Genomic DNA, 26,449 nt, shown 5'->3' with positions numbered 1-26,449 from the left:
CGATGAAAGCCAAGTGCTGCCCGAACACATCGGTTCGTAAGATCGCCCGTAGCGTTCATGAAGCGGCTCGTGATGTGGCTCGGCGAATCGCGAAGACGCCGGAATATGTGCGATCTCGTCACGAACGCAAGAAAGTCGAAATGTTATTCGCCCACCTCAAGCGCATCTTGAAACTGGATCGCTTGCGACTACGTGGGATGAGTGGCGCGACTGATGAATTTACGTTAGCGGCTGCGGTACAGAACCTGCGCCGACTGGCCAAACTCACCTCTCACGGGCCGCCAACCACAGGATAGGTGCGCCCGAAATCAGCAAAAACCCTCAAATTAACCCACTGACAAAGCAGCAACGGTCAACGAAGTACCGAAAAACCACTTAACAGTGGTGAATAGGTTCTTTGATGAGGCCAAGCTCAGCGTCACGTTTCCTGAAAATCGACTTTTCAACAGAATCGGCCGTTTCCTGCCGGTCAAGACGTAGCCGTGCGCTGGTCACATCCGATGCAAATGGCTGGTCAAGTCGAATGTAAACAGGTGGTCAAATCAGTGCAATTACCCATTTGGACGGCCAGCATTGATTTATGGCGACTTGGAGTGACGTCAGTCCACCTTGTCGCCGTCGTGCCACGCTGAAACAGGCTTTATTACAGGGAATAGATTTCCGCTCCATCATCGGTGCGGAAGCGTTGAGTAATCTGCCTCGACGCACGACTGACCGCGAGTAGAGTCAATGAGCATTACGGATAGCGGCGCATTCATTCGAGAAGTCAAGAAGGCCCCTCAGATTTTCTACACCATTCACTACTCCTGCCAGAGCCTGTACGACGATAACGAAGGCCTCTCCCCCGTATCACCTCCATTGCCATTACGCTACCGGTCAGGCCGTTAGTTTCTCCACGCATTCCATCGCTGAAGAGTTTCGAATCGGACGGAAAGACGTTCTCGGGAATTTCGACGCGGTAGAACTCCAGTTGCTAACCGGTTTTTATCAGTTCGTCCGTGACAGGCGCGACAAGTACTGGGTGCACTGGAATATGCGAAACCTTACCTACGGATTCGAACACCTTGAGCATCGGTACCGAGTATTAGGCGGAAGGGATGCTTCCGTCATCCCCGTGGAGCGCCGGCTGAATTTGAATGACCTACTGGCCGACCGCTGCGGCTCTGGTTACGCGCACCACCCCAAAATAACGTCCCTAATGGAGCTCAACGGTGGCATTCGCCGGCATTTCCTTTAGGGGAAAGAGGAGATCCAGGCCTTCGAGAACAAGGAGTTCATCAGGATGCACAACTCAACATTGTCGAAGGTAGAATTTCTGAACTCCACCATCCGGAAAATGGTAACCGGAAAACTTAGGACCGCTTCAAGAGGTTTCGGCGTTGCGCTTGACCGTATTTTCGAAGGCAGATTAGCTAAAGCGATTGCCCTCGTTGGCGCGCGGATCGGGATTTGTGTTGGAGTTTGGCAGTGTTCTCTGGTTCAAGGACGTTTAGCAAGCGTCCTAGGCTGCGACCTGTGCATAGTTGATGCACGGTTGTCATTTACAGAGTAGCCATTCACGGGATCACCTAGGCTCCCGAAAACGCGCGCATCATGCATCGCTGAATGATAAGACAATTGCCGCCTACTGGAGGCGCATCTAGGGATAGGTAAACCATGAGCACTGATGCAGAATTCGAGGCCATTAAAAGCCTTGGCCGCGTGGCCTTACCTGGTAGCAATGCCCACCTGTTTCGTTTGGGTTTTGCCTGGTACGGTTTCGCCTAGATCGCCAGTTTCATGGCCAAGGTTACCTGCCACCTTGATCCCACTTTGAACCGGACGAAGCTTGAGGAGCAGATGGGCGCAGGTTTGCGTAACGCCTTTCGAAAGGCTGTGGAGAAAGCGGCTCTGTCCTACCCCGGTGTCGTCGCACCTGGACAATTGGCGGCTGACTTGTTTCAGACGATGAACGCCGAACGCTCAGACATTGTCCATGCCTACGCCATCACCAATCTTGAGGGTGAGCAGATCCTCAATCGGCGCAAGGACAGTCAAGGCAAATACTATGAAGTGACCGATGTGCTCCTGGACAGTCAGCTCACACTTGCACGAGGTAAGTCTGCAGCTTTACGCCATACTCAGAATCGTGAGGCCTGATCTAGGGAAGCTCCGATCAACTTGCCACGCGGCGGCGGCAAGTCCAAATTTCCTCGGAACGCAGCGCTATTTGCCAAAAAACGACCGATGCTTCGTGTATTGAGGGCTATTTCGTCTGCTCTTCCGTGTTAAACACGCAACTCGCCCATACCCATCAGCTGTTTTCGAGCCATCCACAGGTTTGACAGGGCGAACAGCGTGGTCAACTGAGCTGTGTTTTTCATCAGCCCACGAAAGCGCACTTTAACGTAACCAAACTGCCGCTTGATCACCCGAAACGGATGCTCAACCTTGACCCGTGTCTGAGCTTTGCACTACTCGATCTTGCGCTTGGCTTTGTACAGCAGGCTGCGTTTATTCAACCTGGAATAGGCGCTGCGGCGGGCTGCGATTTGCCAGATAACTTCACGATTTTCATGCTCTTCACGCTTCTCGACACCGGTGTATCCAGCGTCCGCATACACCGCGTTTTCTTCGCCATGCAATAGTTCGGCGACCTGTGTGACATCGGCCACATTGGCGGCGGTGCCATGAACGTGATGAACCAGGCCGGACTCGACATCAGCGCCAATATGGGCCTTCATTCCGAAGAAATACTGATTACCTTTCCTGGTCTGATGCATCTCGGGATCGCGCTTGCCTTCCTCGTTCTTGGTGGAACTGGGGGCATGAATAATGGTGGCATCAACGATAGTGCCTTGACGCAGCGACAGGCCTTTTTCTTGTAAATAAGCGTTGATGACCGCGAGGATCGCAGGTGCGAGTTGATGCTTCTCCAGCAAGTGCCGGAAGTTCATGATCGTAGTGTCTTCCGGGATCGGCGCGCTCAACGTCAGGCGTGCGAATTGGCGCATGGGCGTGATTTCGTAGAGCGCTTCTTCCATGGCCGGGTCGCTCAGGGAGAACCAGTTCTGCAACAGATGGATGCGCAGCATGGTTTCCAGCGGATACGGTTTTCTGCCACCGCCGGCCTTGGGGTAGAACGGCTCGATCAGCCCCAGCAGGTCTGTCCAAGGCACGACTTGATCCATCTCGGCGAGGAAGCGTTCGCGGCGTGTCTGCTTACGTTTTCCGGCGTATTCGAAATCGGAAAAGCTCATCTGGCTCATGGGCGGCTCGGATCAGGTGGTCAGGCACATTTCATCACATTTGCGGACTTGTTCGGAGAATCCCTAGGGGACTGAACAGGCAATTAATGCTCAGCCCCCGGTTGACCGGGCTCAGAAGCCCTGGCTGCCCTCTCGACTCCTTGGGCTGCTGTGCGGCTCCTCTCCTCTACCCCCCAATTATGACCCCACCGCCCCTCACTTAGAAGCCGCTTCCATTTCTTCCTGCACCTGTCTAATCAGGGAGGCTAGATTAACTGTTGGGTCGAGGATCAGGAAAGTCTCGATTATCAGAGTGAGAGGATGAACGCCAGTGCGCTCGGCCAATGCAGCTGCTTTGTCAATGGTAACGTTTTTGAGCCCGCGCTCTAACGTGCTGATGTAGGTCCTACTGCTGATGTCGTAGAAATCTTCCTGCGTTAAGCCCCGACGAACCCTGGCATTTCGGAGCGCAATCCCGAACGCCTGCTTCACTTCCATGACCATTCCTCGCAAAAGGAACGATGAAGCCTTTTTGCTCACTATAGGGCTACAATCTATAGTGTTCATTTCGGTAGAATTGCGTTGCGGCAACGCAAACCTGCAAGGGAAATTTCTTAGCGCTGCTGTGGGCTTTTTTTCTATCCATCGCAAGCAGTGCATTTTCCAAAACCGATGCCTTCTACCAGTCAGGGTGCCCTAATTGATTTTTGTTTATGACCCCGCTCAGCGTGAGGTACGGAATTGGACTCACGGCGAAATGGAGGGACTATGCTTTATTGCCACTATCATCTCCCTGCACACGGGGCAGACCAATCGTGCAGCCATACTCAACTGTGCTTACGAATTACAGTACTACCTAGCTGCAGTCACGGACGTAGAGATTAGGCATGTTCACATGATGTGCCCGCCGTCCATCAGCGGTCGCACCTACTGGACTTTAGAGGAGCTAGAGAGCGTTACCGTCTTCAACGGCATCTCTACTGATCAAAGCGCGGTCGTTTACCGAACTGCTTCAGCCAGTTACAAACTGGGTGACCTGGATCTTCGTCGGAAAAAGAAATCACGGGTGTTGTATTGTCCCAGGCACCTTCAACAACAGAACTTTCAGCTATCAGAGAACTATTCGGCAGCATCCAATACCCAGCTTTTTGGACCCTTAGGGAGACAGTGAGAAATATAAGCTTCCATCAACCGCTCTATTAGTACTTTGCATGTTCAGGCCTGCTGGCCGCTACAGGTCAGCCGAGATAGTTGAGCTTGCTATACCGTCGTAGTCACTGCTGGTTCAATGACCCCGACCTGAATGACCTCCTCGGCTAACGCGCTGACTAGACAGCGCTGGCTGAATAACCGCATGGATACCAAACATGGAGATATGATGTGGTTTCACAGAGCACTCGTTCGCATCAGACTTCGCCAGGCGGTCGCATGCGATTCAAGCACCGACCTGCATCGAATTTGATCACAGCGCTTCCAGAGCGAGGAAATTTCTCCAACGCACAACAACCCTGCCGCTCACCGCGTGTTCGCCAAATTAAGAAGAAGAGTTACTCGCTTTCTGCGTTGGAGATAGTCTCCAGCAGTGCTTGATGCACCTAGTATTACTATGACTTTTGAAACTCAAAAAAATGGGGGGGTAATGAAGGGGAGACGAAAAGTAAAGACACTCAAGTGGAAAATGAAAGCAGATTTTGAAGAGCATGCTCAGGGCTTGCTTCGGAACAGATCTGATAAACAGAACAGGTTTCTGGACCGAGCCCTGTTAGACGGATTCGAACTAGAACCGGTTTGAAGGCTCGCCGGCTGATCCACGCATCTAGGGATAACGTTTCAGTAAGAAATACCATAGATCTTTTGACCCTCACCAAGTCAATGGATTTTGTCAGACACGCAACCAAGGACCGCTGATGGTGGGCGATGTTGGCAATTTGTCGGGCTTTGGTGGCTTCACTTCGGGCATGGCTAACGTGTTCTGCACAGGAGTCCGTTGCGCAGCATAACGCCGATTGATTTCGTCCAAGCACTCACGCACGGGGGGCCTTAGCCTAAGGAACCTAGTAGCATGTTCCCTGTGTGGCCGATACGGCACGTCAACTAACTGTAGGTCAAGACATTCGCCAAGCGTGAGCACCTAATTACGGCAGCACGATGACTAAGAGGGCTTAAACATGACCATGCCGATTGAACGTACCCGGGCAGTCATCCAAACGGGGGAGTTTCTGCTCGAGCTCTCCCGAGACTTATCGATGCCAGAAAGGGTACGCCGTGACGCCAAATTCCTCCTGCGTCACTATCCATCTCAGTTTCAGGTGCTTCTGGCAGGACGGATTGAAGAAGCGTCAGATACTGACGTGTCCCCGATGGGCCCAGTCTTCAGCTCCGCAATCGATAGCAGCTACCACACCCCGTTCGTTTGCGCTGCAGCCGACAAAGCTTCCAAAGGGCATGCTGGGATCGCGCCATCAAAGCCGTGACTGCCGCTCGAAAGGTTGTGTTTTTTTACCGGCGCCGACATATCTGTTAAAAGTGGGATTCCGACTTTCCGTGACAAGCTCACAGACCTTTGAGAAAGGTACGATCCTGAGCGGTTGGGAACGGCCCAGGCTTTCCGAACATCCTCTCGCTATTTATGTTGGCTCTGCCGAGAAGCTATCTCGGGTTGCTCAAGCGTTCGAAATATCCTGATGATGCCTGAACCCGCAGGCGCGACTGGATGCTCATCCATCATGCAGCTCTCAACGGACAGATGAACTCAGGATTAACGTTTAGCCTTCAAAAGAACAGCAATACCGAGGACAGCGGAAAGAATAGAGCCCATTAGCACCCCAACCTTCACCTCATCGACCAAATGCGGGTTATCCGGGAAGGCCAGCGCCCCGATGAACAGGCTCATTGTGAAACCAATTCCGCACAGAAGCTCTACACCACAGGAGACTGCCCGCTATCAGGTAAGGACAGAGCCGGGTCACACCGAATCGGTTGGGCATCACCAGGAACACAATAACGCTCAGTGAGGCCAGCAACATGCTGACCGACAAGCCGCTGGTATAAAACAGGGCGATGATCAGTACAGCACCAAGGTCATCAAGAATCGCCAGCGCGGACAGAAAGATTTTCAACGAAATGGGCACACGTTTACCGAGCAGCGACAGTACGCCCAAGGCAAACGCGATATCGGTCGCTGCAGGAATAGCCCACCCTTGGCGAATAGTACACGGTACTCAGCCGCGAAATGGCTGAGCGTCGTCTTGATGGTGATGCCAGGCTGGTTCATGTGGCTGGCAATTTTTTCTTATCAGCTAACACGTAGCAGGAAGTCTAAGGCCGTAGTTGAATATGCAGATCAATTCGGCTGAGTTTCTCCAAAAAGCCTCTGCGCCAAGCCTGGCCGGCATCCGCTGACCAGGCAATGCAACTAAAGTCTGCTTGCGCCCCCGTTGCGATCTATCGGTCGATAGACTGACCGACACACCGTAATCCCGAACACTCAGGTACTCACCTGCCCTACCGCGCTCAATCCTCGAGCGCACGAACGCGCTGCATGCGCTTCTGCTCTACCGGTGCAGCGGCCACCTGCAGCTCAAAGTCGAAATCAATTCGCGCAAAGCGCCCTTGCACGCCCAACTCCCGCGCCAGTTGCTGATCGTCGCTGAAGCGGATTTCGGCGATCAGTTCATCGCGTGTGGCATACGCAAAATCGTCGTGCAAGTACGGGTCATCCGACAGGTTGATCTGAGTGGTCAGGTGCCGATAACCCGGAGCCGAAATAAAGAAATGGATATGCGCCGGCCGCTGCCCGTGGCGCCCGAGTTGATCAAGCAACTGTTGGGTCGGCCCGGTCGGCGGGCAGCCATAACCCGACGGCACGATGCTGCGGAAACGATAGTTGCCCTGGGCATCGGTTTCGATGCGTCGACGCAGGTTGAACTCCGATTGCGTCGGGTCAAACCACGAATACGTGCCGCCGGTATTAGCTTGCCACACATCGACAATCGCGCCGACTAGTGGATTGCCGTCGGTATCGCGCACCTGGCCTTGCATGAACAGCGGCACGGCAGCATCGGTCCCATCATCCAGGCGCGCTTCGTACTTGGACAACGGCGCACCGGCAACGTAAAGCGGGCCCTCGATGGTACGCGGGGTGCCACCGGTCTTGCCGGCCTCGACATCGGCGGCGTCCATCAACATATCCAGATAATGCTCCAGGCCCAGCCCGGCAACCCAAGCGTTGATTTATGCCAACGGGCCAGACCAGGTCTATGCTGGCGGCCTTTACCCTCTACAACCCGCCAAAGAGACTGAAAATGGCTGGGAAGTCAGCGGGCACTGGCGGTTTGCTAGTGGGTGCAAAGGTGCCAACTGGATTGGTGTAGGCATCGGTGGCACATCGGCCAACGGTGGAGGACCGACGGCAGGCAAACCGCTGACCGCTGTGTTCCCGGCAAGCGAAGTGCAGATCGTCGACAACTGGAATGTTGTCGGAATGCAAGGGACGGGAAGCCATGACCTCAAATTGCACCAAAAGAACATCCAACACGAGTGGACTTTCGTGCGTGGCAGTGCCTCCACAATTGACGAGCCCCTCTATCATTACCCGTCCGTTTCCTACCAGGCGCAAGTTCACGCCGCCGTTAACCTTGGGCTGGCACGCGCAGCACTGGACTTGGTGATCGCAATGTCGGGCAGCACCAAGACTGTCACCGGTGCCCCGCGCTTGGGTGATCGCGCTTATTACCGCAGCGAACTGGGTAAGGCAGAGGCGATGCTGCGAAGCGCCCAGGCGTTTTTCTACGAATCCGCCGAAGCTGTATGGGCCTCGCTTTTGGCCGGTAATCCGGTGACCCTGCAGCAGACTAACTTATTACGCCTCAGCGCCACCCATGCCGCTCATACCGGAGCGGACGTAGTCATGAAGGCTTATCGACTGGCTGGGACTGCAGCCATCTTCAATGACAATCGTCTGCAATGGATCGTACGCGACTCCATGGTAGTGACACAGCATGCTTTCCTCGGCGAAGCGACTTACGACGGCGCTGGCGCGGTGTTCGCCGGCATCGAACCGACCATCCCCTATCCTTGAGCACCATTATGCACAGCATCTTCTGCCACGCTGCCGCAGCCTCTAGAGCTGATTCTGCAAGAGAAATATGCAACTTTGTTAGCAAGTCTCTACCAACTGAACGAACGTCGCGTTCAGGTCGTTTGGGTTGAAGATTGTCGCCATCGGGCTGCATCGAGCCAACATCAGTCGATGTCTGCAAGTTGGTGAGTGGGCAATATCAGTTTTAATATGCGGCACACAGCTGTTTTCGCTCAAGTGTGTCATCAAGCGACCGATAAAAACTTATGCGCTGGGCCATCCGCCGCTGCTTGCGGGGAGCACATTCCACGCTCTGGGAAAACCATGACAATAAGAACAATGAACATTGCTCCGCGCGCATTTCTCGGGTTCTCCCTGATAGGCGCGCTCATGCTGATTCTCGGCCTCTTCGCCCTGTCTCAGATGAGCAAGATCCGAGCAGCTGGCGACGACATCGCGATAAATGGCGTCCCTAGCTTTCAGGCCCTGAATGCTCTCACGGTGACGGGCGTCCGCATGCGGGTTTTATCGCATCGGCTGCTGACTGATCGCGAACCGAATATTCAGAACAGGACCATCGAATTACTTGCGGAACAAAACCAACAACTTAACAAGTCGCAGGCAGCATACGCCAAACTGATTTCATCCCCTGTAGAGCAATCCGACTACAACGACTATATGCGGCTGATGGGTGAATATCGGAAGATTGAAACGCGCCTTGTTACCCTCAGTCAGGCTGGCGATCTGCAGGCGCTAACGCGCGTGCTGAACGCCGAGTCTGCGGCTAACGCTGAGCAGACAAACGTGGCGTTGAATAAGCTTACTGACTTCAATAACGCCCAGCTGGCTATTATCAATCAATCCGCTGCTGACCAGTACAGCTCTGCGTTCAACTGGGTTGTCGGCTTCCTCATTATTGCCTCGCTGCTGACCATGCTGTTTGCCTGGCTGCTGACCAAGAGCATCACCCAACCGATAGCGTTGGCACTTGAAGCGGCTGAAACCATCGCCGAAGGTAATCTGACCCTACCAATAAAGGTTGATGGCACCGACGAAGCGGGCCGGTTGCTGCTAGCCATGCAAAAAATGCAGGAGAAACTGCGCGATACCTTGATGCGTATTTCCGGATCCGCAACACAACTGGCTTCCGCTGCCGAGGAGCTGAACGCAGTTACCGATGAAAGCGCCCGTGGCCTTGCGCAGCAGGACAACGAAATAGAACAAGCCGCGACTGCAGTCAACGAAATGACCAGCGCCGTCGAAGAAGTGGCGCGTAACGCAGTGAGCACGTCAGAGGCGTCAAAAAACGCGACGGCGTCAGCAGGCGATGGCCGGGATCTGGTTCACGAAACCGTCAACGCTATCGAACGCATGAGCGGGGATGTGCAAAGCACCGCCGATCTGATTGGTAATCTTGCGGAAGAGTCCCGCGACATCGGCAAGGTTCTGGACGTGATTCGTGGCTTGGCGGATCAGACCAACCTGCTGGCGCTGAACGCAGCTATCGAAGCGGCCCGGGCCGGTGAAGCCGGTCGCGGCTTTGCGGTTGTCGCCGATGAAGTACGCGCTTTGGCCCATCGCACCCAACAGTCCACAAGCGAAATTGAACGCATGGTTGGCAGCATTCAAGGCGGCACCCAAAAAGCGGTCAGTTCAATGCGTAACAGCACTGAACGTGCTGAATCTACCCTGAACATCGCGAAAGGCGCAGGCGTGGCGCTGGAAACCATCAACACCGCAGTGATCGAGATCAACGAGCGTAACCTGGTCATTGCCGCCGCTGCGGAAGAACAGGCTGCAGTCGCCCGTGAAGTGGACCGCAACTTGGTCAACATCCGGGACCTGTCGACGCAATCTTCCAACGGCGCTGCCCAGACCAGCGCCGCCAGCGGCGAGTTGACCCGTCTGGCGGTTGACCTGAACAGCATGGTGTCGAGGTTTCGCTTGTAAGAGGTATCGGAAGCCATCTGTTGGAGCAAGGCTTGCCCGCGCGTGCGATGAAGAGGTCTGCCTGATATACCAAGGCGCCTGGTTCGCAGGCAAGTCTGGCTCTCACGGAGTTCAATTTGAACCCTGATCCTGCCCACACAGTGACGGCCGCTAAGTGTCCCATTGGCGTGTGGGCCAACCGTGGCGCTGGATAACGGCGCCATATGGTCCTCTGTGTTGCCTCCAAATTGCCCCGACTATAACAAGATGGCCACCCTCTCCGCTCCCATCGCTGGTGCGGAAGGTGACGGCGGTTGGCTTCGATGGCGTCTTGAATCCTTCCTCTTTACATACGACCTCAACCCTTTTCCATATCTTTTAAAACGGTACGGCTTCTTTATTTTTGTATACTTCTATAGCTTCGCTGATGATTTTTCTGTTTGTGGATATGCGCGAAATTTAAAAAAGATAAATCCCTCTGGAATCCTGGAGATCTCATCCTTTTTAAATGAAAATACCGTCTAGATTGTTGATTTTGCTGCCAATGATTAATAATCTTTAATGATTGACCGCCATACCCGCGCGAACACCCTCTCTGATCATTCCTCATGCAGCTAGCCCTTAGAAGCAACCAGCCGCCGACAAACCACACGCGCGATCCAGAACAGCATCACCGCCGGGATCGAAAGCAAAATGCAATACAACATGCCGACTGCCAGTAACGGTCCTGGTTCAGATGTGATCATCACGCACGGAATCTGCCCGAACATGACGATGGGACCCGCCAGCCATCCGCGTTGTTTAAACAGCAGACCAAGCGTCAGTGCCAGCGCCAGGGACGCAGGGTACAGAACAGTCAAATAACGTTGCGCATCCCACGGCTCATTCACTCCGGCCAACCATGACGCCGCCAGCCAAAAGCTCACACTGATGACCAAGGTTACGATTGTCGCCAGCCATATACTTTTCAATGACGCTCTTCCTTTTATCAAGCTGAGTTGCATTATTCCTCACCGGCTCGCACGCGAACCTTCCCTGCCCTGCACCGTTTGAACTTCGACGGTCTGGCGGCTGCCACTGTACTGCACGCCAATCATTTTGAAGAACAGGGAATTAGAACCCCCGTCAGCATGAGGGGTCTGCTCCTGTATCACATCTCTGGAATACGTCGAATGTATACGCAACATGGCCTGGTAATACTTGCCCGGGGAGGCTACGCCGCTCGGGGGCTGCTCTATTTGATCATCGGTATCTTCGCCCTGCTGGCAGCTCAGGATGCGACGAAACCCAAGGACAGCCACAAAAGCCTGGAAGCCCTGCTAAGCCAACCATTTGGCTATTTTCTAATCGGGCTTGTGGTGGCCGGACTGCTCGCATTTGCTGCCTGGCGCGTCCTTCAGGCTACCCGTGATGTCGACCATCACGGCAAAGCGCTCAAAGGCCTGGTGATTCGCGCGGGTCTGTTGGCCGGCGGTATGGTCAATGGCGCTTTAGCGTTTTTTGCATTGGGCTTACTCGTTAGCGGCATCAGAAGCTCAGGCGATTCCGGGGGGCAGACCAGAGACTGGCTCGCGCATTTTTTGTCTTGGGATCACTCGAATGTGTTGGTGTACGTGATCGCCCTCGTTCCTTTTGGTGTCGGTGTTGCTCATATCATCAAGGGATGGAAGGCGTCGTTCGAGCAGTACTTTGAGGCCGATGAAGACGTCATGCAGTACGTCCGCCCGGTATCACGATTCGGATTGATTGCCCGTGGCGTCGTGTTTTTGGAGATCTCGGTGCTGCTGGCAATCAGTGGTTCTGCTTATCAAGCCATGAATCCACCAGGTATGAAGGAAGCCCTGAACGCGCTCCAGAATCTCCCGGCCGGATGGCTTATTTTGATAGTGATGGCCTTAGGGCTGATTGCGTTCTCGGTTTACAGCTTCTCTGAAGCCTTCTGGCGCAGGATCAATATGGATCTGCCAGGCGTGGCGAAAGCATGACTTGAGCTAGCCAACATGCCGAGCCGGCAAGTCACGCAGATGACTTGGCCGGCTGGTAAACGCGCGGTGAGAGCCCGCCAGCCATGCTTGTCCGCGACTCAGCGGCGCAGCAGGCGATCCAGCACCAACAGCGCGACGGCACCAATTGCCAGGGCTGCAACCGGCTTCTCTTTAACGAAGGTAGAAACACTGTCAAGCGCATCACCGTAGGTCTGGGTCAATTGACCGGCCGCCTGGCGTCCAGCACCTTCGGCTTCCAGCTTCGAGTCGCCGAACAACTTGCCGACCGCGCTTTGCGCCTTGCCCGCAACCTTTTCTACAACACCTTCTACTTGTTCACTTTTCATAATTACAAACCCTTTGCGTGTAGTGGGCAACCCGGCGTCAGTCCGGGCCGCAGGTTAGCTGCACAGCATTAGGGAGGATCACGTCGTGATTAGTTCAAGTTGAAATGCCGCAGGGATCGCTCCGGCTGCGAAGACCTACCGGGTTGCGCACATGCCCTTGGCCAGCCCATCAAGCTCATCATCAAAAGCCGCCGAATCGGCAGCGCTCAAATGCCCCTTCTGTTTAACCGCGCGATTGCTTTGCCGGCGAATCTCTTCAATGCGCTTGACCAGATGATCAGCCTCAGCCTGGGTCAACTTTCGTGCCTTGCGCGACGTGCTGACGTCGGCGGCGAGGATATTGGCTCGTTGCGAGATATGCGCTTGCCTTGGGTCTGTCATCTGCCCACCGGTCTGGGCGACCTGAACCCGCTGCTGTGGCAGGTTGCAACTTGGAAGCTCCAGGGTTGACTGAGCGAATGCATTCAAGCTCAGGATCGTCGTGCCCAACAACATCAGGTATTTCATGCGAGTGCTCCACTGATCAAGTGCTGTTAATGCTAACGCGCCTTATCCGACAATGGGTAATACTGCCGTGCTTTTGCTCAACACCGGGAACTGGATTTTTCCAGCCACCTCAAACCTGCGAGCCTGTATCGTTCATGTTCTTCCGTTTCAACTAAACAGGCGCGCAGGACGGTACTCACGCTACACTTTTTGCGTGTTGAGAAGTCGGGTGACAGTGACGGGCCAATTTGTACAGTTCCCCAGGAGCAGCGCTTATGATTCCTCGTATCATCATCGCCGACGATCACCCTGCCATCCTGCATGGTTGCCAGGTTGTGCTGTTGAATGACAGCAGCTTTGCCAAAATCCAGGCGACCGTCACCAGTGTTCCGGAACTCTTCAGCGCGCTGGAAAACCATGAATGCGACGTGCTGATCGTTGACTATTCGATGCCCGGCGCCGACATGGATGGCCTGCAGATGCTGGGCGTACTCAACAGACGCTACCCGAACCTGCCGGTGCTGGTGCTCACGGGTGAAGAGAATCTCGGCATTCTGAGGTTGATTCTGGAAGCGAAAGTGCGGGGCATCATTCAAAAAAACAGCGACATTCTCTGCCTGCCAAAAGCCGTGCGAACCGTGCTGCGTCGGGGCATCTATCTGAATGATGCATTGAAAAAAGCGCTGGCCGAAGCGCCCCGCAGTACGGCTGGCGAAACGCTGCTGAGCCCCAGGGAGCTGGAGATCGTGCGGCTGCTGGCGTCGGGCAAGTCGCCCGAAGACATCGCAGAAATCCTCCATCGCAGCATCAAGACTGTCAGCTGGGGCAAGAACTCGGCCAAGCGCAAGCTAGGCATACAGTCAGATGCGCAGCTCTATCAATATTACGCATCACTGGCCAAATCCACCGTCGAGCACGCCGGGTGACAAACGCCCTGCGCAGGCTGTTGTGGCTGACACTGCTGGTGTCGAGCCTGTGCGCGGCGTCAACACCCCCCCCGGCGGCGCCGGGCAACCCTGTGGTGGTGGTCGGTCTGCCCGTGCAAACCACCCCACCTCTCGGCTTCTGGGTCGGTGACAGCCCGGCCGGATTCAGTATCGACTACCTGCGTTACCTGGCCGATCAATTGAATCTGAAGCTGGAGTTTCGTCAGTTCGCCACCTTTGAGCAAGCCACTGCCGCACTGTGCGAAGGACGCATCGACGTGGTGCCGGACTTGCAGACCAATGCCGAGCGTCAGCGCTGCATGGACTTTTCCAGCCCTTATCTGCTCTCCCCGCTTGTGTTGGTTGTCCGGCACGGCAGCGCGGCGATCACGCCAACCGACCTGGCCTCACATTCATTCGTTGCCGAGCAAGGCTACACAACAGCCCAGTGGCTGCGCCACCGCCTGCCGCCACCTCAACTGCGAATCTATGCAGACACCAGGGCGGCATTGGAGGCTTTGCAGAACGGTGAAGGTGACGCGTACCTGGGCGAGCCTTACCAGCTCGAGGCACTGTTCAGCAGCGGACGCTACAAGTCCCTCGAAGTCAGGCAGCAGGATCTTTACGATAACGCCGGTCTGCACTTCGGCATCAGCGCACTCCGCTCCGATTTGCGCGACGCACTCGCCGCAGAGATGGCCCGCACGCCGTCGGACTTCCTTAACGACCTGCAGTTGCGCTGGCTGGACAAGCATTCGCTGAAACAACGCATGCAGCCCTCCTCCCACCTGACGACCGCGCAGCGCCAATGGGTGGATGACCTGCCGATACTGCGCGTGAGCTATGAAACCACCTTTCGTCCGATGTCGTTCCTTGACGAACACGGTCGTGCCAATGGCCTGAGCTACAGCTACCTGAAATACCTGGTGAACGCGCTGCGCCTCAAAGTGGTCGAGATACCCGCGCCAAGCGGCACGGTTGCGCCCTCCGACGAGGTTGACCTGCGTATCCCAGTGGACGCGTCCACCGAGCACTTGCCCGGTTGGCGCTACACGCAGCCCTTCGTGAAGATCCCGAACGTGTTGGTGACGCGCCTGGGAGAACCCGCAAAAACGGCTATCGAAGAACTCAATGGCGCGACCCTGGCCGTACCGGCGAACCCGAAATTCGCGCAGCGCCTCCAGCAACGGGTGCCCGACAGCAAGCTGCTGCTGGTGACCGATCCGGCAGATGGCTTCGAGCTGGTGCGCACGGGCAAAGCCGTTGGCTACGTGGGTAACCTGATAACAGTGGATCGCTTATTGGAGAAAGGCTGGTCGGACAGCTTGAAGATTGCGGCTGCCACCGATCTGCCGCTGGAATTGTCCATCGCCGTCGCCGAGCGCCATGCGCAACTGGCGCCCCTGCTGGATCAGCTCATCCAGAGCATTCCGATCGAACAGCGCGACCTGTTCGCCCAACAGTGGCTGCACAACACCTACGAAATCGGCGTCTCCCCGCAACACCTCTGGCGCATCATCGGCAGCATCGGGTCGGTGGCCCTGCTGATCATTGGCGTATTGCTCTATGCGCACCTGTCGCTCAAAGCCCGGCAACGCGCCCTGAGCGAAGCGCAACAGCGGCTGTCCGCGCAATTGCGCTTCAGCCGCGAATTGCTTGAATCGTACCCGTATCCGGTGGCGATCAAGGACCGTCAGCGGCGCTACCTGATGCTCAATAAAGCCTATGAGCGAACCTTCAACGTCGAAGCGGCCCAGGTGCTGGGACGCTCGGTTGACGAAATCAGCTACTACCCGGCGCAGGTGCGCCAGCGCATCTCGAAAATGGTCGACCGGGCGCTGCGCGACGATGAACGCCAACAGGGCGAACACATCCTGGTGGGCGAGGACGGCAGCGACCAGCACTGGCTGTACATCGTCACCCCCTATCGGCTTGACGGCGACGAACCCCAGGGCGTGCTCACCACCTTCATCGACGTCACCAGCATTCGCGCAGCCGAACAGCTGGCCGAACAGGCAGCCGAGGCCAAGGCGGCGTTTCTGGCCACCATGAGCCATGAAATTCGCACCCCCATGAATGGCATTCTCGGCCTGCTCGAACTGATGAGCGACCTGCACCTGCCGACGGACGCGCAGGAAATGCTGACGATGGTCAACGAATCGACCCGCTCGCTCCTGCAAGTACTCGATGACACCCTGGATTTTTCACGCATCGATTCCGGCATGCTGGTGATCGCGCCCGAGCCTACCGATCTGCGTCAATTGCTCGACGGCGTGCTGCGCCTGATCGGCCCTCAGGCCCACAGCAAGGGCCTTGGGCTGCACAGCCTGATTGATCATCGCATCGCCGGGCTACTGGAAGTGGACGGCAGCCGCTTGCGCCAGGTGCTGCTCAATCTGCTGAGCAACGCCACCAAGTTCACCCAGAGCGGTCAGGTGCGCCTGGCGCTGAGCGTCAAGCACGATGATAGCGAGCAGCACCTGGAATTCCTGGTCGCGGACACCGGCATCGGCATCAGTCAGGATCAGCAGGAGCGGCTGTTTCAACCCTTCATGCAAGCGGACAGCTCCATCACCCGGCGCTATGGCGGCTCTGGTCTGGGCCTGATGATTTCGCGTCGGCTTGTGCAATTGATGGGCGGGGAACTGCATCTGCACAGCCGCCTCAATGAAGGCACAAGCATCACCTTCACCTTGAGCCTGCCCATCATCGCAGCGGTGGAAAGACCTTTCGCATCGCACTCGGTCAGGCTCGCATCCAATGTGGCGTTCTACCGTGAAGCCCTGTCGGAGCATCTGCTGGCGCTGGGGTTTCACTTCACGTCGGATCAGCATGACCTGCTCATCACCGCCGATGAAGCATCCGCGGGCAAGCCCGGGACGCTGCTGATCACAACCGAGGCCTTGCCTGCCGGCTATGCGGCCCGCCCCACGGGCACCCGGCTGAGCGTCAACCCCTTGACCTGGGGCGGTTTGCAGGCCGCACTTGAGCAACTGCTGCTGGGGCGCAACAGCCGCCGCCGAATTCCGTTGCCCCGCTCCAGCTACCCCAAAGGGCACAAGGTGCTGATCGTGGAAGATCACCCCACCAATCGACTGCTGCTGAAAAGGCAGATGGAGCACCTGCACTGCGCCTTCGACCTGGTGGAAAACGGCGTGCAGGCACTCGAACGCCTGCAAACGCAGCAGTACACGCTGATCCTCACCGACTGCTATATGCCGGAACTGGACGGCTACGCCATGACGCGTCAGGTACGCGACTCGCAGCTCGACGCCGCGACGATCCCCATCATCGGCATGACGGCGAGCATTCACCCGCAGGAACAGCAGCGTGCCCGAGCGGCCGGCATGGACGAACTCATCCTCAAGCCCATCGTCCTCGGTGCGTTGATTACCCTGTTCGAGCGTTATCTGTGCGCACCGCCTGAAGACTCGGCAGTCACCAGCATGGGCGATCTGAAGGCGGTGATGTGGGACAGTTTTTGCGCAGAGAGTCGCAAGGACGTGCAGGCCATAGAGGCCGCACTAAGCAGCGACGATGCCGAAACTCTAGGTCATCTGCTGCATAAACTTGCCGGAGCGTTGCAACTGGTCGAACTGACCGAACTGTCCCGTCAGGCGCAGCATTTGCACCGTGAAGCACAGCACCACTCGGTGGTACACGCGGCGGTACGCGACTTCGTTTACCAACTTCGCGCCGCCGGTGTTTGACGGTTCGCACATAATCCCCTTATGCACGTCCAGCTGTCCTCGCCAACAGCAGAACTGGAATATTCCAGGCAACTAGCACTTTTTGCACTCCTATAATTTCGCCGCTCTTGAATGGTGTTGATTTCATTATCGACGTTGCCATCTCGACGCGTCTTTTAATTATTCATAGGAGTATGACTGTGAAACGTTTCAAACTGGGTACCTCATTATCCATTGCCGGCTTCGCTGCCCTCGCGCCTTTTATCGCCCATGCCGCCAGCGAGATTAACGTTAAAGGTGTTATCACGCCAAGCGCGTGTACGGTAAATATCCCCAGTGGCAATGATCTGGACTGGGGCGAGATCCCTTGGAGCTCACTGAACAAAACCGACTTCACCACACTCCCCGCAAAACCAGCCACGATCGTTATTAACTGCCCGGAAGGCACAGCCACGAAAACCGCCATGTGGATAGTTGATGCGGACCCTTCCAGCGCCCTGGTCGGCAAGAATAGCGCCGGGCGCACCGACCACGGCGATTCGGGCCGTATCTTCGGTATCGGCATGGATCCGGTAACCAAGAATAAGATCGGCAACTTTGTGCTGAAGCCGGTCAGCACCACCGTCGACGGCGTAACCAACACCACCACCTTTGGTTATAACCGCGACGCGGCCAACCATATGTCTACCCCCAGCAGTCGGGCGTTGATGTCCAATTGGGCTTATTACACCGCAGAAGAATGGAGCCCTCTGGATGCCAGTAACAACCCCGCCAGCGGCACGTCGTTCACCTGGAACTTCGAGGTTGAACCGCAAATAAACAAAGCCAGCCAAATCAGCGCGACCACGCAAGTTCCATGGAACGGCACGGCACAAGTCAACGTTCGTTACTACTAATTATTGTAGGTTCGCAAATGTCCTGCCTGACGGTGGGACATTTTTATTGCCATGAAACTTGTTCACTCCTTACTGCTGATCTTTTTCATCTCGATGAACGCTCACGCACAACTCAAATTTGACAACAAGTTGCTCGGTATCAGTGGCATCAGTGACCAGCAAGTTGAGGACGCCCTTCACGACACGGAGCTCTATGCTGGCGATAACGCGGTCCATCTCTACGTCAATGATCGCTTCATTGCCAAGACCGTGGTTTATCGCGCGCCCGGAGGACAAGCGGGCTATACCGCCCATGACCTTGAACGGTTCGGTCTGAAGAAAGAAGCCTGGGGGCAGCGCATTCAAAATGGCGCTGCGACCTACGTGCTGCTGACTGATCGGATCAAGCCCGATTTCAGCCGCAGCGACCGCAGCCTGAAGCTCACGGTACCGCGCGCGCTGCTGGAAAACCCCGATTTCATTCAACAACAAAAGGGCGGAACCGGCGCCTTCGTCAACTACAACACCTACTATTCGTCGTTCGACTCCAGCGGTTCGAGCAATGACTCATTGAGCGCAACCTATCAACTCGGCGCCAATGCAAATAACGCGCTGCTGCGCGCCAACGGCACCTTCAGCAGCTTTACGTCCAGAACCCAGCGCTACAGCAATAACAACGTCCAGTCGTTTTATCTGGACCGCGATTTCGACATTGGCCGCGTCAAAGCCGGTCGCCTGAACTCCCCCGACGGCGGCTTCGGCGTGGGGTATGTGGATGGCGTGGTCTACAACACCAAGGGTGCGCCCTCAAGCATTGGCAGCGTTGCCTTCACCTACGACAGCGATGCGCCGGCGGTGATCGAGTTCTACCAGCGAGACCAGTTGGTCTACACCTTGAATGTCAACCGCGGCCACAACAACCTGGCCGCAATACCGGTGACATCACTCACGTCGGACGTGGTGGTGGTGATCAAGCGCGATGGTCAGGTGATCGATACTCGCCAGATTTCCCGTGCCCGCATCAGCCGCGCTACCACGCAAAGCAGTGGGCTGTATGCATTTGCCGGGCGCTCCAACACCGATACGCACGCCGTAACCGCAGGCGCAGGTTATTCAAAACGCTACAGCGACGCCGTGAACCCCACCGTCGCGGTTGTCGCCCAACAACGTTATCAGGGCGTCTCCGTCAGCAACACCCTCAATAAAGGCGGTCTGCAGATGACTACGTACGGCCTGTTAGCGAGGAATGAGCGCAACAAACTGGGTGCCAACTTTAACGCCACACTGAGTTACGGCGGCACCGACCTTACGTACCAGGCAATCAGCCGCAATTTCTCCTACGTCGGCCAAGTTCTTTATGATTACCAGGCCGATATAAAAAGCACGCTGGGCATCACGCACAGTTTTGTGGTGGGCGACAATAATGCGTTCAGCCTTTCGCTCAACCGAAATAACTTTTATAACCGCGCCAGTTATTCGACGTGGTCGGCAGGCTATTCCACAAACATCAAAAAAGCCTCACTCAACCTGAGTGCCGGGTATGCCCCGCAAGCCCCCGGTGATACCCGGCGTGACAAAATGACGTTGAATGCCAGCCTGTCGATTCCATTTGAAGTGGGCGGCCGCCGTGTTGACTACCGGTCACAATATAACGCTTACAGCAATAACCAGCGCCTGGATAACTACCTGACCACCCGGGTCAACAGTGATTACAGCGTGACCGCTGGCCATGTGCAGCGCACTGCCAATCGCAGCGAGACCACGGAAAACTATATAAGCAACGACTTCAATACACCGTACACCCATGCCGGCCTGACGGTTTCCAAGTCCGAAAGCGACAGCCGCAGCGCAACGTCAAACGGCCTGAGCCTTTCGGGTTCAATCGCCGTCAATCACAAGGGCGTGGTGTTTACACCCGATCAACTCAAAGATACCTATGCCATTGTCGACACTCACCTCAAGGGTTTCGTCAAGGTCAGCAGCCAGCGCAGCTCGGCCAGAACAAACTATAACGGCAAAGTGGTGCTGGCCGATATCTCCGATAACAAGCCTGACTTTGTCAACGTCAATCCCAAGGGGTTGGACGATGGCGTGTACTTCCAAAACAACCAGGTGGACTTTATCAGCGACCGTGGCGCGGTTTCCTATTTTGATTTCGAGCCCACCACTAACAAGAACGTGTTGATGCGCTGGACAAACAAGCCTGAAGCGCTCAGTTCCCGCACGGTGTTTTATGACCAGGACGGCAACTTGATCGCCAACTTTATCGACCAGAACGTGCTGCTGGTTAAACAGGACAATATTGAACAACTGCAAACGTCAGGGATGTTCGATGCGTCCGACAGCACCTTGATGTGCAAACTTCCCACTCAACTGGAGATTTCCAATGAACAAATTATCGATACAACGTTTGACTGCTCTCGGCAAAAAATCCCTCTGGCTGGCCTGCCTGTCAGCCATGCCCCTGCTGGCTGACGCCCAGGTGCAACCCAGCGCCTCTGCGGTGCTGATTGAAAAAGGACAGAAAGAGGCCACCATCGACCTTAAAAACAACAGTGACGAAGCCGTGCTGCTCTACAGCAAAGTGAGCAAACTGCCCGATGACGACCTCGACGGTGGCGTGTTGTACACCGTGCCGCAAACCGTGGTGGTCGCGCCCGGTAAAAACCAGACCGTGCGCGTGATCTTCCGTGGCAACAAGCCCCTCGACAAGGAACACATCGCACGGGTGCTGTTTTCAGGGTTGCCCCCACAGCAGCAAGCCGCAGGCAAGGTGAAATTCGTCATCGGTCAGGATCTGCCCGTGATCATTGGCGTGGATCCCAACGTGTCCGAGGTCGACACCTGGAAGCAAATCAGCTTCAAGCAAACGCAGGGGAAACTCTGTATGAGCAACCCGTCGCGCAAGGTATTTCGTTTTGATCCGACCATGTCCAGTGCGCCGACCAAGGCCGACATTACCTTCAACAAGGCTTACGTGTTGCCGGGCGAAACGCTGTGCCAGGCGCTGACATCACCGCTGGCCGCCAACGCCTCTTTGACGTTCAACAGCGTGTCCAGCTTCAACTTCATGCTGCAAACCCATGTCATCCAGTTATCCGGCCAGGCGTCGAAGCCTTGATGATCAAACTGAACGCGCCGCCTCAAACAGGATCTGCGCCACAAAATCAATCTCCTGCTCGGTGATGATCAGCGGCGGCAGAAAGCGCACGGTGGCGCCATGACGTCCGCCCAGCTCCACGATCAACCCGTGCCTGAGGCACGCCTGCTGGAAGGCCTTGGCGCGTACTGCGTCGACCGGTGGATGCCCTTGTACGTCAGCGAGCCCATGGGGATCGACGATTTCCATGCCCAGCATCAGGCCGCGTCCGCGCACATCGCCGATCCAGGGAAATTCGCCCTGCAGCGCCTGCAACTGTTTGCGCAGGTGCGCGCCCACGGTTTCGGCGTGGGCCACCAGGTGATTGTCGCGAATAAAACGCAAGGTCGCGGTGCCGGCCGCCATGGCCAACTGGTTGCCACGGAAGGTGCCGGCATGGGCACCGGGCTGCCACACATCCAGCGAGTCGTTGTAGACCATCACCGACAACGGCAAGCCGCCACCGATGGCCTTGGACAACGTGATCACGTCCGGGGTGATGCCCGACTGCTCGAAGCCGAACATGCGCCCGCTGCGCCCGATGCCGCACTGGATTTCGTCGACGATCAACGGAATGCCGTGGGCGGCGGTCAGGCGTCGCAGCTCCTGCAGCCAGCGGTCCGGCGCGGCGATCACCCCGCCCTCCCCCTGGATCGGTTCAAGAATCATCGCGCCCGGCAGGGTCACGCCGCTTTCCGGGTCGTTGAGCAGGTGCTCCAGGTAACGCAGGTTGAGGGTGACACCCTGCTCGCCGGCGACGCCGAACGGACAGCGATAATCATGGGGGAACGGCAGGCGCTGCACCCCAGGCATCAGGGCGCCGAGGGCATTTTTGGGTGACAGGTTGCCGCTGATGGCCAGCGTCCCCAGGGTCATGCCGTGGTAGGCCCCCTCGAACGCCAGCACCGAATGCCGCCCAGTGGCGGTGCGGGTCAGCTTGAGCGCGGCTTCCACCGCGTCCGCCCCGCTGGGGCCGCAAAACTGAATGCGCGCGTTGCGAGCGAAATCCGCCGGCAGGCAGCCGAAGATTTCCTGCACGAAGGCATCCTTGACCGGTGTCATCAGGTCCAGGGTGTGCATCGGCACGCCGGCGGTCATCAATTGCGTGATCGCTTCAATGATCACCGGGTGGTTGTGGCCCAGCGCCAGGGTACCGGCGCCGGCCAGGCAATCGACAAACACCTGGCCGCGACTGTCCTGTACGTAGATGCCGTGGGCCCGTTCAAGTACCAGCGGAATGCGCCGTGGGTAGCTGCGCGCATTCGACTCCTGCTGTTGCTGGCGCTCGAGCATCGGCGTCAGGTCCAGGCAATAGGGCTGGGACAATCCGGTGTGCGACAGGCGTAGCTGTGCTGCACCACCCGTCGTGGCATTCGAAACGGCGTTCATGAAGTCCTCCAGGGAGGCTGGGTGTGGAAGCAGAGTGCGCCAGGCAAACCAGACGCCGAGACCCTGCGGCCCCGGCGTCCAGCGATTTACATGTCGTAACGCAGCACCAGGCCGAACGTGCGTGGCGCGCCCACATCGATGATGTCGCCGATGCGGTTGCTGGTGACGTATTCCTTGCCGAACGCGTTTTTCAGGTAACCGGACACCGCGACGTTCTTGGTGACCTTGTATTCGGTGCTGAAGTTGGTCAGCACATAGTTGTCACTGCGACGCACCTTGCTCACATTGCCAGCAGCATCGAACTCGAAGTCGGACGGCGCGGTGCTCTGGTAGGTCAGGTCGGTGTTGAGGGTCAGGCGGTCATTCCAGCGGTAGGTGCCGCCCACCGACATCTTGTATTTGGGCGAGTAGAGGAACGGCTGGCCGCTGCGATCATTACCGTCACCGGTGTTGAATTCCTTGTACTTGGAGTCGGTGACCGCGCCGCCGACGTTCAGGGTGAACTGCTCGCCAAAGTCTTTTTCGACGGACACTTCCAGGCCCTTGATGTCGCTGCGACCGGCGTTGTAAACCAGGAAGAAATTACCCGTTGGATCGAGCACGCTCACCTGCTGGTCTTTCCAGTCGGTGTAGTACAGGTTGGCGCGTGCGCGCAGGCTCTTCTCGAGGAACGATCCGCGGTACGACAGCTCGTAGTTGGTGGTGTATTCCGGATCGTAGGCAACGTGACCGCCACCGGCTCGCACGTTGACACCACCGCCGCGGTAGCCTTTCTGCACCATGAACCCGACGTACTGGTCCGGCATGAATTGATAGTCAACGCCGACCTTTGGCAGGAACGCGTTAAACGTCTTTTTCGCCTTGGAGGGGCTGGAGAAGTCGTCCTGCTTGATATCGGTATCGTTGGTCTCGTAGTCGTAGCGCAGGCCGGTGATCAGCGTCCAGTTGGGCGCAAAGTCCCAGTTCACTTCACCAAACACCGCAGCGTTGTTGATATCCACATCGCCCTTGGCGGCGCCGCGCTGCACGTTGTTGAACAGCAAGCGGTCGTGGAAGCTGTTGGTGGTATTGCCCAGGTACAGCCCGCCGAAGCTGCGCACGGTGTCGTTCTGATACGCCAGACGCAGTTCCTGGCTGAACATGTCGCCGTTCTGCTCGCGCAGGATGACGTTGTTGGCCGTGGCGGTCTGGTCGAAGTCCTTGCGCGCGGTGTAGCCCGAGTGGGTGTAGCTGGTCATGTTGGTCAGCGTCCAGGCGTCGTTGAGGCGCCAGTCGATCTTCGCGCTCACGGTGTCCTGGTTGAGGTTGTCGTAGGCCTTGGTGTTGGACGCAATCTTGTAGTACTGCACCTTGTCGCCGATACGCGTGATCGAGTTGTCGCCCTGGCGGTGCTCGTTGTGCGCGTAGGTCAGCAGCACATCGATGTCGTCGTTCGGCGTGATCAACAACTTGCCGCGATAGTTGCTGGTGCGGTGCGGGTTGGCGTCATCGTTATTGGTGGTGTTGCGGATATAGCCGTCGCCGTCCTGGGTATCGATGGCGATGCGGCCGGCGACCTTGTCGTCGATGATCGAGCCACCGCCGGCCACGGCCACGCCGTGCTCACCGTAGTTGCCGATGTTGGTCTGGGCGGAGAAGGTGGGTTCGAAAGTGGGGTTGCGGGTGGTGATCACCACCGCACCGGCCAGGGAGTTGCGCCCCTGAGTGGTGGACTGCGGGCCAAGCAGCACTTCGACCTGTTCGGTATCCCACAGGCCAACCGGGCTCAGCGTCAACGCGCGGTTGGGTTGCTGGGCGCCATCCACATACACCGAAATCGCGCCGTTCAACGTCGCCGGGCCCTGGTCATCGAAACCGGACACCGGCACGCCACGAATCCCCCAGTTCTCGTTACCCGACTGGTTGTACACCCCAGGTGTGCGGGCAAACACATCGATCAGGTTGTGATCGGCCTTTTCGCGCAGTTGCTGCTCCGTGACCACCGCCACGCTCGACTGGGTCTTCTCGAGCGAACGGTTCATCTTTTCGCCCGTGACGGTGACTGGAGCGATCTCCAGCGCCGCTGGCTGATCGTCCGCCCATGCAGTGTTCATCAGGCAGACGGCTGATGCTACCGCCAACGCCAGTGTATTGATTGTGTGATTCACGCCCCGCTCCCCTACCGCAATTATTCGAATTTTTATACGTTGGCAAACGCTGTTTTTTCCCCAGCGGAGCGGAGTCTAAGCCAAAAAAAATATTAAAGGAATACTATTGATAATCCCTCTCATTAACACCTAGTATGCCCTTCGTACCGAGATAAACACATTTTGTTAAACGTTTTGTGAAGGCCTCTGCCCGGTTTTCAAGGCCTGCTGTCACGTTGCTGAAAAGCCAAGAGCATAAACAGGATGTGCAAGACAATGACCTCCATCGAACACCCGGACGGACGTTTCAAGCCCATGTTGATCACGGATGATAACCACGGCGCCACCCTGCCCCGGTGCGTGCAGGCCAACCCCGGCCAATCGATCCATGCGCTGGAGCAGTCCGTGCGCGACAGCCTCGACGCCAGCTTGCGCACCGTCGGCGGCGTGCTGTTTCGCGGCTTCACGGTCGCCACCCCCATCGACTTCAAGCGCTTTGCCGCCAGCTTCGGCGCGCCCCTGGCCAGCTACGAGTTCGGCTCGACGCCGCGCAGCAAGGTATTCGCCGGGGTCTACAGCTCCACCGAATACCCGGCGCACCAGTTCATCCCCTTGCATAACGAACAGGCCTACACCCGGCCCTGGCCTTCACGCATCTGGTTCCACTGCATCAAGGCCAGTGAAACCGGCGGCGAAACGCCGATCTGCGACAGCCGCCTGATCTATCAGCGCATGCCCGCCGAGATCCGCGAGCAGTTCGCCAGCCGCGAACTGCTCTACGTGCGCAACTACAGCGGCGCCCTCGACCTGCCCTGGCAAAAAGTGTTCAACACCCAAGACCGTGCCCAGGTCGAGCGCTACTGCCAGGACAACGGCATCGAGTGGGAATGGAAAGCCGACGGCGACCTGCGCACCCGCCAGCGCTGCCCCGCCGTGCTGCAGCACCCGGACACCGGCGAGTGGGTCTGGTTCAACCAGGCGCACCTGTTTCACGTCTCGGCAATCGAGCCCGCCGTGCGCGCCAGCCTGCTGGCCGCCGTGGGTGAAGAAAACCTGCCGCGCCACGTGTACTTCGGCGACGGCTCGGCCATTCCCGACGCCCTGCTCGACCGCGTGCGCGCCGTGTATGAACAGACCGCCGTAAGCTTCCCCTGGCAGGCCGGCGACATCCTGATGCTCGACAACCGACTGGTCGCCCACGGGCGCAATCCCTATACCGGTGACCGCAAAGTCATCGTGGCCATGGCATGA

At 56.9% G+C, this 26,449-nt stretch carries 18 protein-coding genes and 6 pseudogenes; 15 read left to right on the top strand and 9 right to left on the bottom strand.

Going from position 1 to position 26,449, the window contains the following annotated elements:
* Both TU79_RS25590 and TU79_RS21295 read left to right on the top strand, forming a co-directional pair.
* The coding region (locus tag TU79_RS25590) for a transposase (RefSeq protein WP_211263083.1) at positions 1 to 296 on the top strand (296 nt) is incomplete at its 5' end.
* Between the two features lie 1,483 nt (positions 297 to 1,779).
* Entirely contained in the window at positions 1,780 to 2,139 is a 360-nt protein-coding gene (locus TU79_RS21295; RefSeq protein ID WP_057009846.1) for a hypothetical protein, read from the top strand.
* A 128-nt stretch (positions 2,140 to 2,267) separates the two neighbouring features.
* On the opposite strand, the pseudogene TU79_RS21290 reads toward TU79_RS21295, so the two are convergent.
* Positions 2,268 to 3,248: pseudogene (locus TU79_RS21290) on the bottom strand (IS5 family transposase).
* Between the two features lie 195 nt (positions 3,249 to 3,443).
* Complete coding sequence (locus tag TU79_RS21285) at positions 3,444 to 3,725, bottom strand: helix-turn-helix domain-containing protein (RefSeq protein WP_042944669.1); 282 nt, start codon at positions 3,723 to 3,725, stop codon at positions 3,444 to 3,446.
* A 1,670-nt stretch (positions 3,726 to 5,395) separates the two neighbouring features.
* Here TU79_RS21285 and TU79_RS26660 point away from each other — a divergent pair.
* Together TU79_RS26660 and TU79_RS27075 are read left to right on the top strand one after the other, a co-directional pair.
* Positions 5,396 to 5,701 (top strand): BPSL0761 family protein, encoded by a 306-nt coding sequence (locus TU79_RS26660; RefSeq protein ID WP_057009844.1) that lies wholly within the window; start codon positions 5,396 to 5,398, stop codon positions 5,699 to 5,701.
* A pseudogene (locus TU79_RS27075) lies at positions 5,689 to 5,791 on the top strand (NAD-dependent deacylase); the annotation flags it as partial. The gene TU79_RS26660 and the pseudogene TU79_RS27075, both read left to right, overlap by 13 nt.
* A 194-nt stretch (positions 5,792 to 5,985) precedes the next feature.
* Here TU79_RS27075 and TU79_RS25575 read toward each other — a convergent pair.
* A pseudogene (locus TU79_RS25575) lies at positions 5,986 to 6,427 on the bottom strand (Na+/H+ antiporter NhaA); the annotation flags it as partial.
* A 313-nt stretch (positions 6,428 to 6,740) separates the two neighbouring features.
* Positions 6,741 to 7,445: pseudogene (locus tag TU79_RS21270) on the bottom strand (dioxygenase family protein); the annotation flags it as partial.
* Between TU79_RS21270 and TU79_RS21265 the strand changes: the two are divergent.
* From TU79_RS21265 to TU79_RS26120, 4 genes and pseudogenes are all read left to right on the top strand, one after another.
* A pseudogene (locus tag TU79_RS21265) lies at positions 7,441 to 8,307 on the top strand (acyl-CoA dehydrogenase family protein); the annotation flags it as partial. The pseudogenes TU79_RS21270 and TU79_RS21265 sit on opposite strands and share 5 nt — an antisense overlap.
* A gap of 210 nt (positions 8,308 to 8,517) precedes the next feature.
* A pseudogene (locus TU79_RS27070) lies at positions 8,518 to 9,402 on the top strand (MCP four helix bundle domain-containing protein); the annotation flags it as partial.
* Positions 9,385 to 10,257, top strand: a complete 873-nt coding sequence (locus TU79_RS27065) for a methyl-accepting chemotaxis protein (RefSeq protein WP_428839044.1) — start codon at positions 9,385 to 9,387, stop codon at positions 10,255 to 10,257. The pseudogene TU79_RS27070 and the gene TU79_RS27065, both read left to right, overlap by 18 nt.
* Positions 10,258 to 10,503: 246 nt before the next feature.
* Positions 10,504 to 10,761, top strand: a complete 258-nt coding sequence (locus TU79_RS26120; protein ID WP_139136788.1) for a hypothetical protein — start codon at positions 10,504 to 10,506, stop codon at positions 10,759 to 10,761.
* A gap of 89 nt (positions 10,762 to 10,850) precedes the next feature.
* On the opposite strand, the gene TU79_RS21255 is transcribed toward TU79_RS26120, so the two are convergent.
* Positions 10,851 to 11,240, bottom strand: a complete 390-nt coding sequence (locus TU79_RS21255) for a hypothetical protein (protein ID WP_057009842.1) — start codon at positions 11,238 to 11,240, stop codon at positions 10,851 to 10,853.
* A 168-nt stretch (positions 11,241 to 11,408) separates the two neighbouring features.
* Between TU79_RS21255 and TU79_RS21250 the strand changes: the two genes are divergently transcribed.
* Positions 11,409 to 12,221: a DUF1206 domain-containing protein gene (locus tag TU79_RS21250; protein WP_057009841.1), complete on the top strand. Its 813-nt coding sequence runs from the start codon at positions 11,409 to 11,411 to the stop codon at positions 12,219 to 12,221.
* Between the two features lie 98 nt (positions 12,222 to 12,319).
* Here TU79_RS21250 and TU79_RS21245 read toward each other — a convergent pair whose 3' ends face one another.
* Positions 12,320 to 12,568, bottom strand: a complete 249-nt coding sequence (locus TU79_RS21245) for a CsbD family protein (RefSeq protein ID WP_057009840.1) — start codon at positions 12,566 to 12,568, stop codon at positions 12,320 to 12,322.
* 135 nt (positions 12,569 to 12,703) lie between these two features.
* Positions 12,704 to 13,075: a hypothetical protein gene (locus tag TU79_RS21240; RefSeq protein ID WP_057009839.1), complete on the bottom strand. Its 372-nt coding sequence runs from the start codon at positions 13,073 to 13,075 to the stop codon at positions 12,704 to 12,706.
* Between the two features lie 254 nt (positions 13,076 to 13,329).
* Between TU79_RS21240 and TU79_RS21235 the strand changes: the two genes are divergently transcribed.
* From TU79_RS21235 to TU79_RS21215, 5 genes are all read left to right on the top strand, one after another.
* A complete protein-coding gene (locus TU79_RS21235; RefSeq protein ID WP_057009838.1) occupies positions 13,330 to 13,980 on the top strand; it encodes a response regulator in 651 nt (216 codons plus the stop codon).
* Entirely contained in the window at positions 13,977 to 17,690 is a 3,714-nt protein-coding gene (locus TU79_RS21230) for an ATP-binding protein (protein ID WP_057009837.1), read from the top strand. Before TU79_RS21235 ends, TU79_RS21230 begins: the two co-directional genes overlap by 4 nt.
* Positions 17,691 to 17,869: 179 nt before the next feature.
* On the top strand, positions 17,870 to 18,565 hold the full coding sequence (locus TU79_RS21225) for a DUF1120 domain-containing protein (RefSeq protein WP_169793804.1): 696 nt from the start codon (positions 17,870 to 17,872) through the stop codon (positions 18,563 to 18,565).
* 51 nt (positions 18,566 to 18,616) lie between these two features.
* Positions 18,617 to 21,019, top strand: a complete 2,403-nt coding sequence (locus TU79_RS21220) for a fimbria/pilus outer membrane usher protein (RefSeq protein WP_057009835.1) — start codon at positions 18,617 to 18,619, stop codon at positions 21,017 to 21,019.
* The gene (locus TU79_RS21215; protein ID WP_231986830.1) at positions 21,003 to 21,665 is read left to right on the top strand and encodes a fimbria/pilus periplasmic chaperone; all 663 of its coding nucleotides are present in this window, start codon (positions 21,003 to 21,005) and stop codon (positions 21,663 to 21,665) included. The genes TU79_RS21220 and TU79_RS21215 overlap by 17 nt, the downstream gene beginning before the upstream one ends.
* A 3-nt stretch (positions 21,666 to 21,668) precedes the next feature.
* On the opposite strand, the gene TU79_RS21210 is transcribed toward TU79_RS21215, so the two are convergent.
* Together TU79_RS21210 and TU79_RS21205 are read right to left on the bottom strand one after the other, a co-directional pair.
* Entirely contained in the window at positions 21,669 to 23,072 is a 1,404-nt protein-coding gene (locus tag TU79_RS21210; protein ID WP_082638626.1) for a diaminobutyrate--2-oxoglutarate transaminase, read from the bottom strand.
* A gap of 86 nt (positions 23,073 to 23,158) precedes the next feature.
* The gene (locus tag TU79_RS21205; protein WP_057009833.1) at positions 23,159 to 25,219 is read right to left on the bottom strand and encodes a TonB-dependent receptor; all 2,061 of its coding nucleotides are present in this window, start codon (positions 25,217 to 25,219) and stop codon (positions 23,159 to 23,161) included.
* Positions 25,220 to 25,513: 294 nt separating this feature from the next.
* On the opposite strand from TU79_RS21205, the gene TU79_RS21200 reads away from it, so the two are divergent.
* Positions 25,514 to 26,449: a TauD/TfdA family dioxygenase gene (locus TU79_RS21200; RefSeq protein WP_414896197.1), complete on the top strand. Its 936-nt coding sequence runs from the start codon at positions 25,514 to 25,516 to the stop codon at positions 26,447 to 26,449.

The sequence above is a fragment of the Pseudomonas trivialis genome, assembly GCF_001439805.1.
Lineage (GTDB): Bacteria > Pseudomonadota > Gammaproteobacteria > Pseudomonadales > Pseudomonadaceae > Aquipseudomonas > Aquipseudomonas trivialis.
The sequence above is the reverse complement of the archived record's forward strand: the minus strand, read 5'-3'. Positions and strand labels throughout refer to the sequence as shown.